The sequence below is a fragment of the Halococcus dombrowskii genome, from assembly GCF_022870485.1.
Lineage (GTDB): Archaea > Halobacteriota > Halobacteria > Halobacteriales > Halococcaceae > Halococcus > Halococcus morrhuae.
In genome coordinates, this window is record NZ_CP095006.1 from 152,445 (window position 1) to 165,181 (window position 12,737).

The 12,737-nt window shown below is 56.6% G+C and carries 8 protein-coding genes; 7 read left to right on the forward strand and 1 reads right to left on the reverse strand.

Features of this window, described 5'->3' with window-relative positions:
* The first annotated feature begins 10 nt into the window (after positions 1–10).
* The 3 genes from MUK72_RS15045 (at position 11) to MUK72_RS15055 (ending at position 4,518) form a co-directional block, all read left to right on the forward strand.
* Positions 11–3,484 carry a hypothetical protein gene (locus MUK72_RS15045; protein ID WP_244705922.1) on the forward strand — a complete coding sequence of 1,158 codons (3,474 nt, stop codon included), beginning with the start codon at positions 11–13 and terminating at the stop codon, positions 3,482–3,484.
* A gap of 236 nt (positions 3,485–3,720) precedes the next feature.
* On the forward strand, positions 3,721–4,311 hold the full coding sequence (locus MUK72_RS15050) for a hypothetical protein (RefSeq protein ID WP_244705924.1): 591 nt from the start codon (positions 3,721–3,723) through the stop codon (positions 4,309–4,311).
* Between the two features lie 51 nt (positions 4,312–4,362).
* A complete protein-coding gene (locus MUK72_RS15055; RefSeq protein ID WP_161605823.1) occupies positions 4,363–4,518 on the forward strand; it encodes a hypothetical protein in 156 nt (51 codons plus the stop codon).
* 27 nt (positions 4,519–4,545) lie between these two features.
* Here MUK72_RS15055 and MUK72_RS15060 read toward each other — a convergent pair whose 3' ends face one another.
* On the reverse strand, positions 4,546–5,193 hold the full coding sequence (locus tag MUK72_RS15060; protein WP_244705926.1) for a DsbA family protein: 648 nt from the start codon (positions 5,191–5,193) through the stop codon (positions 4,546–4,548).
* Between the two features lie 163 nt (positions 5,194–5,356).
* Here MUK72_RS15060 and MUK72_RS15065 point away from each other — a divergent pair, with 163 nt between their 5' ends.
* From MUK72_RS15065 to MUK72_RS15080, 4 genes are all read left to right on the forward strand, one after another.
* Positions 5,357–5,968 carry a hypothetical protein gene (locus MUK72_RS15065; protein ID WP_007737511.1) on the forward strand — a complete coding sequence of 204 codons (612 nt, stop codon included), beginning with the start codon at positions 5,357–5,359 and terminating at the stop codon, positions 5,966–5,968.
* A 124-nt stretch (positions 5,969–6,092) separates the two neighbouring features.
* On the forward strand, positions 6,093–6,467 hold the full coding sequence (locus MUK72_RS15070) for a hypothetical protein (RefSeq protein ID WP_244705928.1): 375 nt from the start codon (positions 6,093–6,095) through the stop codon (positions 6,465–6,467).
* Positions 6,468–6,765: 298 nt separating this feature from the next.
* On the forward strand, positions 6,766–11,580 hold the full coding sequence (locus tag MUK72_RS15075; RefSeq protein WP_244705930.1) for a type IV secretory system conjugative DNA transfer family protein: 4,815 nt from the start codon (positions 6,766–6,768) through the stop codon (positions 11,578–11,580).
* 856 nt (positions 11,581–12,436) lie between these two features.
* On the forward strand, positions 12,437–12,703 hold the full coding sequence (locus tag MUK72_RS15080; protein WP_244705932.1) for a hypothetical protein: 267 nt from the start codon (positions 12,437–12,439) through the stop codon (positions 12,701–12,703).
* The last annotated feature ends 34 nt before the right edge of the window (positions 12,704–12,737 follow it).

A 12,737-nucleotide genomic window follows, 5' to 3' on the forward strand; every position in this document is an offset into this window, starting at 1 on the left:
TGGTCTCGGTTTGGTCACCAGAGACAACCCCTTCCTGAGGGGAGTCAGTTGCTACCGAAGTCTAGACCGCTTTGCGACACGACCCATCGATTACGACGACGCCCGCGATCCCGACACCGAGCGCATCCATCCGACCGTCTGCGAGCATATCGAGCGGGCAGGCAGCTATGCCGATATTTCGACTTCGGGGACCGGTATTCACATCCTGCTTCGCGGTGAGCTTCCCGAGGGTGTGAAGGCCATCGAGGCGGCGCTTCCCGACCATTCCGAGTTCCCCGACGCCGAGATCGAGGTGTACGATTCAGGGCGGTTCGTCGCCATGACCGGCGAGCATATCCGAGCAACGCCGCGAGAGACGACCGCCGCGCAGGGGTTCGTTGATGACCTCGCCGACGAGTACGCGACCGTTGCGGAGGGGACGCCCGACGAACTCGTGCGCGACCCGGAGAACTCCCGCGCCGAACTCGCCGATGTCGAAACGACCACCGAGATTCAGAAGGTCTTTGACGCGATTCAACACACTGGCCCCCGCGACGTTCGCCTTCGTTCGACGGTGACGCACGAGCGTGGTGACGGGTCGAAGTCGCTTGACCCCGCATGGGCCGATAGCAAGAGCGGGTCACGGCTCGCACAGATTGATGATGGATGGGTGAATCGAAAAGGGATGCACGGTCTTGACGCGCTTCAGGTGGTCGCGCTGGAAGACCGGATTATCCACCGCCCCGACCAATACCCGGACGGTGAGGAGTTCTGGCAGGCGGTTGAGGCACTTCGGGAGCGCGGCGCACATATCCCCGAGTACGATCCACCAGCAGACTGGGGGGAGGGGATACATTCCGTCGAACAGTGCGCGCGCCCCGTTTACAACCCCAAAGAGTTCGATCGCGAGCAGCGCTGGAGTGAACTTCAGGACGGCCGGTATGAGGCGTTTCTTGACGGGAGTGGACCGCACGTCTGGGCCGACCCACCCGGTGTCGGTAAGAGTACGAATGCTGAACGCGCCGCCGCCCAGCGCGACCGCCCGTATTTCGCGGGGTTCGACAAACACGAGAAAGGTCGTGAGGCGATTTCCGACGACGCGACACCCGACGAGCAGTACCACCTCAAAGGCGCGGAACAGCCCCGCGAGGACTGTTGTATGGACGCCACTGCTGCAGCCGAGGGGAACGAGACCCCACACTGCCCCGAACACGGCCACCCGAACGACTGGCCCCGGATGTGTCCCATCTATGAGCGCACGCAGGAGGACCTGCTTCGCCAGCGCTTCGAGGCGCTTGTCGGCCCGCTCGGCACGCTCGGCACACACCTCAAGCTCGGACTGTTCGATGAGGACGACCACCCGTGGCACGGAACGCACGCCAGGTGGAGCGACCAGTTCGACCACCTCCTAGACGACGAGGGCCAACCGCTTGCCGAGCGGGTCGTCGGCGTTCACGAGTACCAGCTGCTCAAGAGTGCTACCGAAGGCCGCGACGTGATCGTGGACGAAAGCCCCCGGACGCTCACCACCGAGCAGCGCGTCGATGTTGACGATCTACTCCGAGCGCAAGCGCGTCTCGAACAACTCGCGGAAGTGCATCGCAGCGACGACGACAGTGCTCTCAGCAACAATCTCGCCGCGCTCGCTACCTTTGCTGACGGCCTTGCACACGCGATTGCTTGCGACGACGCCGCAGCGTTCGCGGACCTCGATACGCCCGGTGTGCAACCAGTGACCTTCGACCGGCCGGTTGACCCCAACGACCTGCCGGCGGAGGTTGCCCCCGAGGATGTCGAGCGCACGACGTGGCGGGAGTATCAGGGCGTCAATAACGAGCATTACGTCGAACACGACCGCTACGTTGCCCCGACCGAGGTCTATGACGAACCGCTTGCACAGGTCAAGCTCGCCTACAACGAGGGACTTGTAAGCCGGATTCAGCAGACCGATGATGAACTTCCATCCGCGCCGTTTTGCATCGATGCGTTGTTCGCGGCGGCTGGAAAAGCGGGAGTGCCGACTGACGACGTGCGGCGCGCGGTCGCTGTCCCGCCGGTCCTCGACGACTGTCCGTGGTGTGGGTCAGCGCTTGATGCTGAGAATGGCGCGCGGGTCTGTGCGTCCGACGAGTGTGACTGGGACGAACGCAAGAACACCATCACGCAGCAGGGCGGCGAGAAGGCGCGTGCGAGCGCGTGGCTTGACGACAATCCCGCTGATCTCGATACTGGTGAGCAGCCAGCGCTCGTTTTTGGCCGACTTCCGGCGGTCGAGAACCTTCCCAATGACCCGCTCATCCTCGACGCGACCGCAACACCCGAGAAAATCGCCGGGCTGTACGGCGCATCCATGAACGGTGTTGATATTCGTGGCGACGGCCATCTCGACCTTGACGGACGATTGAACGTCACGCAGGTCCTCGACGGCCAGTATCACGCCAATACGATCCGGCAGAGCGAGACGGCACGAGAACGAATTCAGAACGTGATCGAGACCGCTATCGATACCCATGACAAGCCATTGTTCGGGATTCGGCGCGACCTCATTTCGCTATTCGAGTTTGTGGGAACTGAGGGAGAAGACTACGAGATGCTTGTCTACGGCGGAGCACGCGGACTGAATCGTACCGAGTGTGACGCTGTGGTGTGTATCGGCGCTCCGCATCCCGATATGAACGACGTCCAGCGACAGGCCGAGCTGCTTGCGATGGACCACGACGACCTCTGTGCCGGCGGCGAGGAGTATAGTACGCGGCGGAACGCGCCGAACCCGCCCGTCTATCGGAAGTTGTTGTTCGAAGACGAATACGGCGATGGTCTCGCAGTCCCGACGAAAGCGTATTCCGGGGTTGCCGGCGCGCTGTTCCGCGAAGCCCGCGAGAAAGAACTCGAACAGTTCGTGCATCGTATTCGGCCGCTGCTCGTCGGCGACGCGGATTCCGCGAAAGATGCCTATCTCCTGACGAACGTACCCACGAACCTCCCAGTTGATGAAGTCTGTCGGTTCGAGGAGCTTGCCGATGACCTCTCGGCGCTGTTCCCCGTTCCCGAGCGAGCGATCGAGTTGCTGGGTCACGGCAGGGACGTGCTCGTCGGAGACGGTCCAGACGGCTTTCGTGACGGGGCATTGGTCGAGAAACATGACGACGGAACGCTTGCCAACAAGGTTGCTGGCTGGCATCAGCTGGCCCAGTTGAACGGCATGGACGTGACCGAGCGTACCGTTCGCAACTGGATTGACGCGCTCGAAAGCGTCGGTCTGCTCACCGCCGAAAACTACGAACAGCGCGCTGGAGTGTCCTACACCGCTGAAATTTCTACTTTGAAATCAGCGTTACAGGTATTGTCTAGTAACGTCGGTTTCGAAGTAGCCGCTGTACGGCGATTAGCCGAAAAAATCCGCGAATCGGATGGGGCGCTTGAGTGGCTTGCGTGGGCCGAAGGCGTCTTCGACCTCTCCGGCGACCGCTGTGAGTGGGGACCACCGCCCAATCCACCCGGATAGACCCCGCCGCGAGGCATGATTGACGCGGTACGTGTAGCGGGCGGGCCAGCGGCGGCTTCGGCCTTTCACGCCTTGTGTAACATTTAGAGTGGTTTTGTAGCATCATCTGTTACATAAGGCGACGGAACCACCAGTAAATCTCAAAACAGGGTTGTTGAGCCAGAACGGACAACTAGCGAAAGTATTATCCATCAAACCAGCGAAATAACAGACCGATTAGAAGGTGAGTGAAATTCATGGGTCCAACTATCGATCTAGATCAGGCAGATCCTAGACTGAAAACAGCACTTGATGACGGGCTTGGAAATCAATTCGAACAAGCACGTCAGCAGGCTATCGACAAACTAGACCGATTGGACGAAAAAAATGGGTTGGCGTTTTGGCTCCAAGTTGTTGGTGACGGATCGCCGATGATGAGCGATCAAGAAAGCCAAATCGAACGTTCGACCTTGCATCAAGTCGCGCATCTTGCTGGATACAACGATGAGCTTATTTATCCCGATATTGCTCAGATAGCAACACGGCTATTCGCCCATCATAACGGGTTCTTCTCTGATTTGAGAGATATGAGAGACCCCATGCAAATTGCCCGCGAAGATGTCCAAGAACTCATTTCCATCGCCAATCAGCTATATCCGTCTGACCAATATCCAGACGGTGCTGTCCAGTATCCTGAACCAGTATCAATAGAAGAGCGATGTGACCAAGCAATTGCACTGCTCAATGAATCTGATCTCACAACGTTTTGGTTCCAACTATTGACGTATGAAGGTGAAATCACAACGTTCTCTGTTTCTTCGGAAGGAGAAGCATCGGTGGATACATGACCTAAGCATCCCATTGAGTATGTTCATTCTGGCCCGGAAGGATTAGCAGACTTGGAACTGTATCAGCAGCTGACTGTCGAACCGCTCATCCAGCATCTGTTCATTGCAGCTCGAACCGCTGACAAGCCGCTCGATGAGTTTGGCGAAGAAAGCGTGAAATTGGCACAAGAACACAACTACTTCGCCGAAGAGCCATCTAGTCTGTAGTACGTCTCGCACTGTGTCTGGTTCGTTTCATCGGTGTTGGTCGATCGCGTCTGTGAGCTGTTTCGTATTCGGAGCTTCGAGTTTTTTCTCGTTAACAAAGATCGTTGGTGTGCCTTCAACGCCCTTCTGCTGGCCTTTCTGTATGTTCTCGTTGATGGTGCGGCAGTACGCTTGGTCACGAGCAGCCTTCCGCACCGGATCTGGTGCGATGTTGATATCCTCGGCGAGACTGGCGAACAGATCGTCTGAGAAATCGTCTTGGTGGCGGTAGAGCGCTGTCGCATAGCGGGCAAACGCTGTGTCGCCACTCCGGCGTTGGACCTCCCGTGCAGCACTCGCAGCCGGACGGGACCAGTCGTCAACTGGGATGGGGAAATCGTAGTGACGGTAGGTGATTTTCCTTGACTGCAGATACTGCTGGCGAAGCGTTGGCATGACGTTGAGCGCAAACTCCCGACAGTGTGGGCACGAAAAGTCGCTGAATTCGACAACAGTTGGCCCCGAACTCGATTGGCCGAGGGTTGGAGCGTCAAGGTCGGCTGGTGGAGTGGTCTCGCAGTCTGGTGTCGATGGACCGCCACCGAAACCACCAGCACCGACGATATACAGGCCCGTGGCTCCAGCGACACCGAACGCGCCTGCTTTGAGATACTGCCGACGGGTGTGCTTGCCCATTGTTCTATCTGGGGGTGCCATCCCGGAGACGGACATCACGGACGTGTTGGTGTCGAGATGGTGGTACGATGGGATCGCTGCTGAAATCCATACTATGGTTATGGGATTGGATGATAGAAATCTTCGGGATAAAGATTAAATTGTCGGATGGAGAACAAGCAGCATGGCTTCTCACGATCGCGATCAGGACGCGCTTGACGGCGACACGCTTGCTCAGCGATTCAATCGCTCTCATCAAGAGGTAGGGGAATGTGATTACTGCTCGGGAAACATCACATCGGGGGCAGAGATAGCCCTCTACGCTTCGGACACGACTCTCGGCACCGAGAGTGGGTCCCAGTCGTCTCAGGCGTCTCAGCGTAGCTGGTGGCTGCATCGCAGCTACTGCGAAGGGTGTGACCAGCATGAGATTGTGTACCCACATCAGGGAACACACGAACTACTCTACGAAGCAACGATTACTGAGAAGGGGGAGTTGAGTAACTGTACGATTCGAGCGGAGTCGCCTGCAGACGACGGTGTGTCATGGGACGCAAGCGAACTCTTCGAGGCTGCCTATGATCGACCGTTGGAAGAGCAAGCACAGGAACTGGCTGCGCATGGCTATTCGTATGGTCATCAGGATATCGTCGACGATCTCAGGCTCGCTGGGATCGCCGTTTCGGATCTCTTCGATGGTGATGGTGATCTGCAGCTGTCGTCGCGCGAGCGGGACACGCTTCGAGAGCAACTGCTAGCGAATCTGTTGAAAACTGCTTCCGGTGGGGAGAGATGACTTTCACTTTCATCACCGAGCGTCGTCATCGCGACTGAAGACAGTGATCAGAAGCGATGCTCACTCCCCTGACCAGCATGGATGTGAAGTAGAGTCAGTAGAATGGGATCCTAGGACCGAACTCATGGTTTCAGATGCGTCACGTGGGGAGATAGTAGCGGGAGGATACATCCCGTTCAGCATCCCGCTGGTACTCGGTCGAGAGGCAGTATCGATCGGGGTAGGGGTTGGGCAGCCATCGATGGTGGCTCTCTCAGTCACTGCGTACGCGCCGCTCGTTATTCGGGGGTTTATCATCGCGGGATTGATCGGTGGCGTCGCCGGGGCACTGTATGGCGCTCATGCTGATAACCCACAGAAAGAGCGCTATACCCGCAACTTTCGGACATATTCGATGGGGCTTTTCGCTTGCGCCCTCCTGGTTGGGCTCGTCCTCGATCTCGTCCTCTGTTCTGGCATCCTCTCGACCGACTGTGTTGATATTATCCCCTATGTTTAATTTGTACGAGCAATGAGATTGGGTTAGAGTTGGGTCAGTACCTATGCGATCATCCACACACACAGCTGGTCTCGCTGGCACTGTCGCTGGTGACCGAGCGATGCCGTCGGTTTCGTCTACGTGGGTCACTCCAGAGGTGGATGGGAGAACACCAATGGTGGTGAACTGAATGGGATATACACGTGAGTACCTTCGGGTGACGCCCACTTCGGAGGAATTTTCGCCGCGAAACATTCCGGAGACGATCAGTACGTTTCACAAACTCTGGCGAAGTCGCTCATGCACGTGGAAGCAGGTGTTGAACGTGTTCTCTAGTTTGACACCTGCCCCAGTAACGTTCGAGTTGATTGCGCTTTCGCAAGGGGAGGGTGAACCTGTCGAGTTCTACTACGGGGTTGACGATCCGAGAGAAGACGCCTTCGATACGCTGGAAAAACGGCTGCGGTCGATCTACCCGTCGTCGTTCGACATCGAACGAGTCGAAGAGGATCTGATCGCCAAACTCGTTCCTCCTGTTAAGTATCCAGCATCGGAGTTCGCCGATCGTCTCGAACAGGGGAAGTTGTACTATGATCCGGACGAAGATCGTGCCGCCAGACACACGCAGACACAGACACAGTCCGGTAGTGGATCGGCAGCAAGTGCGGACGGCGGTGTCGATGTCTCGGATGGTGCGCAGACGTTCACCCATCCCGATGGAACAGTGACGCTTGATCCGCCGAGTGCGATACCAGATGATCGGTCGTTAAGCCATCTGTCGCGCCCGACGCTCGCGACTGAGATGGATGAGCCCGAACCCGTTCAGGAGGATACACAGACGGATAGTCAGGGGAGCGAGCATGAAGAGAGGAATGACGTAGCCACATCTGAAGACAACGATTGGTCTGATGCTGCCGTCTCCGACGAGTCGAGCAGTGACGGAGAATATTTGTCGGGAGACGAGCAGTATGTGTACGCTCGGCCGCCGCTCGACGAGATCACTCCCACTGGAGTCCGGTGGGAGGCGCATGCGGTGACCGAGAAGAAGGACTATATGACGATGCTGAAGCCGTTTTCTGAACAAGCGCCGGCCTCTGTTTCATCGGCAGAGCTCGACCGTGAGCGAGATGAGCCGGTAAAGGCAGAGCCACCATTGGCAACGTTGATCGACCACCTGACCGAAGCCTCGCAACCGCTTGCATTCCAAGTCCTGTTTCGGCCAAAGGAAGACTGGTCACACAAGGCAAAGGGCCGCCGAAGGGATATTCAAGCACGGACAACCACCTCCTACGAGACGGGATCATACAATTCCGGTCCGGGCGGGGGCGGCACATCGATCGAGTATGATGTCGGGCCGGACGAAGGAAGCGACGACCAAATGCGGCTGGATCTATTGGATCAGGTCAATTCAAAACAGTCGTTTTTCACGAACGTGCGCGCGTTTTCCGCACTGGTTGATGGCGGTATTCCTCCGGATCTCGACGAAAAACTCGATCAGATCTGCCCGGCGTTCGATATGTTTGACGGGGAATTTTATCGCATCGAAGGCGAGCGATTCGGCCAAGGGGTAAGCGGACGATTCTCGGCGAAGTGGTCGTTCAAACGCTTCCGCGAGCGGACGATGAAGGTCGGGTCGGGACTCATCCCTGGGACGGGTATCTGCCAGCAGAGCGGCACGCGGAACAACTGCCTCCCGAGTAACAAACTCCGGCCCGGCGGACGGAGAATCCGGCCGGATTTCATTCTCGATCCGGACGAGCTCGCCAACCTCCTGATAGTGCCGCCGTCGAGTCAGCTCTCAGTTGAAGCGGCGCGGGGAGCACGTGCTGAACAGGAGGCTCGAAACCCCCAGCCACGGCCGCATCAAGATATCATGGGGAAACTGCGGACCGGTCTCGCGACCGGCTTCGCAAAGGACAACGATGGGAATCCAGAAGGCGTTCCAACATGCATTCCACCAGCGTTGCTGTTTTACCACTATCTCCGGGCAGGAACTACCGGTGCGGGGAAGTCCGTCGCGCTCAATAACGACATCCTCTCGCTGTACGAAACGACGGATGGGCCGATATTCGTCGTGGATCAGAAAGGCGGCGACATGATGGAGAACTATATGCGTACGCACGCGGCGCGATTCGGATTCGAGGATCTCAAGGAGAATGTCCTCTACTTCGATATTCCAGACATCCTCCCCGGCCTCTCGTTTTTCGACATCCGATCGGCACGGGACGAGGACCGAAGCCGGACGGACGCTGCGCAGTACCAGGCCGATTACTACGAGGAGATTGCCAAACTCCAGATGGGCGAAGAGAAATACGAACAAGCGATCACATCACCAACGCTGATCAAGCATCTCGTGAAGGCGCTCTACGATGAGGAACACGGGCTGCAAAACGGGAATGCGAACGGGATGTACCGCGAATCGGTCGATTATTTCCCACACGACGCACTCGAACGAGAACTGGACCAAATGCGGCATGCGAAGGCAGAAGACGACATGAGTCTCGCGCCACAATCGAGCAATGACCAGACGCAGCGAGTGTTTAAACGGCGTCTGATGTCTGTCTCGGATCGCCGGTTCGATGCGGTGATGGATGGTGTGGAAAACCGGATCGGGGCGGTGTCTCAGGACGACCGCCTCCGTGAAATTTTCAATAACACTGAGCCACGATTTGATTTTCGCGAAATCCTTGACGAGCGTAAGGTGGTGTTATTGGACTTCGGACGGCTACGCGACGAGTCGGCGCGACTCATGACAGCGGTAGTCCTCACGCAGCTGTATGACGCGCTGCGGGATCGGGACGCATCGTCGAAACCTGACGACTACGTGGCGAACCTGATCATCGACGAAGCCGCGTCAGCGGTGGTGTCGGACACGATGAACACGCTGTTGGAGAAAGGTCGAGAATTCGCGTTGAGTGTGGGGGTGGCGGTGCAGTTCCCTCAACAGTTCCAAGAAGAAGGTGATCGGGGTGTGTATCTGAACGCGCTGAACAACATTGGGACCAAGTTGATCGGAAAGGTCAACGTCGACGACGATTTGGCGAAAGCGCTGTCACACGAAGATCTGGACAAAAGCGAGGTCGATAACGTGATCGGTGCGATGCCGCGCGGGGAGGTTTTGACTCAGATACCATCACCGACGTTCGGGAAAACTGGTCCAACACCGTTCACCGCGGCACCGATGCCGATACCGCCAGGCCATCCAGAGGGCGAGAACCCATTCACAGACGAGGAAGAAGCCAAATTCCAGAAAACGCTCAAACGCGTCCGCGAACACACGCGGAACGAGTACGGAGTTGCGGGCGACGAAGGGCCGCCGGAAGAACAGACGCCAGAAGAGATCCAGGAACTGGTCGGAGTGGATACGAACAACCTCGATGACTTGTTGGCTCACACAGTTGCGAATCTCCAGCTGCGGGTAGATATGCCCACCAAGCCAGACCACCCGGACGAAACGACACTGGACAAATCTACAACAGACGATGCTGACCCGGTAGATGAGGACGACGATGAAACACCGGAGACGGGTCGGGATGCAAATGTGTGGATTGCCGCCGAGGACGTTGACGACGAAATCGAAGCATATTTCGAACGTGTCGAAGGCGACGTATCGCCACCCGATCAAGAAACGCTCAGCGGCGTTCGTGAGAAATCACAGCTGTTCGAGATGCAGCTGGGCGATGAGCACCAGCCAGTCGTGAGACTGACTGCAATGGGTGAAGAAACCGTTACCATCGAGACGGGATCGGTCCGAGCGTCAGGTGGGGACGATCACGACTCGGCGCTTGAGCGTATGCATACCGCGCTGTCGGCCCGCGGCTATCACGTTCAAGTGTTCGAGCAGGATCGGAGTGATATGGGTGATGCACAAGCGTTCCACCCGGATGGCGAGGAGACCTACGCTATCGAAGCCGAGACGACGACACCAGACAACCCACGGAAAGTGCTGAAAAACCTGCGACGGGCCCAAGAAGACGGCCATCAGCCAGTGTTCGTCGTCGAACCGGGTGAAGACGACAAAGATTTCGAGTACTGGGCAAACCGTGTCGAAGGCATCCTCAACCCGCCGGTGAAAAACATCGTCGAGGAAAGCGGCGATGTCGCGTTGTACACAACCGACGACCCGCTCACATTCAACGGCGGGCGAGCAGTCCGGGAAGCGACGAGCGAAGGTCGGCTATCGCTCTGGACCCAGAAATGCGAAGAGCTAGTGTTGACGGACTCGTTGAACGTCGAGCACGCCACGCTATCGAGTCTTGATGAAGTAGGTGCGATGCGAGAGTTCCCCGGCGTTGCGCACTATAACGAAACCGACGGCAGCTACACGGTGATCAAAGACAACGGCGGGAAACTGACGTACCCCGACCGTGAATCACTCAGGGACAGGTGGATCGAAGTGAAACGGCCGTTCATTCCCGAGATCGATCTGCCGAATCCAGAGTTCGATCACGACGATTATGTCATCGTCATCCTCCCAGAAGACAACACCAAAGAGCCAGTGGTTTACCGCGATGGTTCGACGTATTCGCTCGATGTATTCGGTGAGGAATCGTTTGAATCAATCCCCAGTTTCGATGTTTCTTCCGCTCCGTCAGAAGAGAATGATAACACATCCTCTGAGCAGCAGACAGCGGTGAATGGTGGTCGTGATCCAGTCGATAACGGGGCGACCAGCGATGATCATGCTGACGAAACACCTCACAATTCTGGTACTGGTAGTCAAGAATCTATGGGTGAGGGAATGACCATGGAAGAAACCCCTGCCGACGAGGCGGTTGGTCCCGATTCGGTTAATGCTACTCCTCATGATTCTGATACTGGAAACGGGGAGTCTATGAGTGATGAAGCAGACCCGAAAGAAACCCCTGACAAAGAACTTGGTGATCCGGATGATGGAGTGGCTGCATTTGCCGTCACCCATCTCGTCGAGGCAGAAGACACTGTCACTCCAGTCGGCGAAATATATGACGTATACGAAGAGTACACGGATACACATCGATACGAAACTCGGAACCGAAGCCAGTTCACAAGATCGTTGAAGAAGGTGATTGACTACGATATTATGACCAAATCGAAACGTGTTGATGGAGAGCCAACCCGAGTCTACATCGGAATCGATTTCAGTTTCAGATAATCCCAATCTCCCATCTCTGTATTTTGATATTTCAATCCCTATCTCGGTGATTACCAGGTATTCTAGTTAGAATCCATTCACAACAAAAATCACCATACGGAGCGGCGTTACGGGAATATTATTCGTGGGTAAAACGGGACTTACCACTTGATCCATTCGAGACACAAAATCGCCATACTACGCGGTGTTACGCCGATTTATGGTCTTGGATTGTCATCATCAACCCCACTCAGTCGCCGTAACGCCGTTCCATCATGCGATTTTCTTCATTATGGGGGTGGGTGTAACGGCAAAAACCAACTAATATAGATGGGGGGGTGGCCGTTGGCCGAGGCTTTCAGCCGAGGAGTAGAGACAACACAGTACATCCAGGGGTGAACACACTATGTCAGGAGGTAGAGGGCTACCTCCTCCAATCTCACAGAGCATATCACAACACACCCCCCCTCACACGAGCTCTCCACAACCACACTCACCCCCAACAACTCATCACTCACCCACGACCACAACAGCACCCACAGCAACAGCTCACATCCGACATCGAAACCACAACCGCACCCAGAACAGATCGAAACCGCAACCGCACTCAGCACACCATCCAAACAGAAACAGCACTCAGCATCACCAGCAACTACCCACGACCAACCAGGAAACACGGATCACCGACAACCCCAAACACTACCGAAAATTACCCTCAAATCAGAGCCAACCAACACACCCGAATCAGCAATTCGCATCACCGAATGTCTCCACAAACTGGTACATTGAAACAGGAAGCTCGAGGTCACGATCCGAAACGGTTGACCACAGGATCGCCACAGCAATTTATCCACCCCAGTGGGGTGAGGGAATTACAATGATTCAGACACTACTCACAAGCATCGCCTCAGTGCTCTCAACCAGCCACGACGACACTCCATCGAACCACTCAGAACTCTCACCCTGTGCAGCACAACTCCACTGCAACCATCCAGCAGACAAACAGTACGAACGCCTCGACGACGGCTACGTCCACCGACTGTGTGAATGCGGTGCCTACCTCTCCTGTCGCGACGCCACCCCAGCCGACGCAACGCTCGAGCCATGGGTCGGCACAGACACGACACACCCCGACAACCAATAGGACGCCACCCCATTTATCGCACACCCCGAAGGGG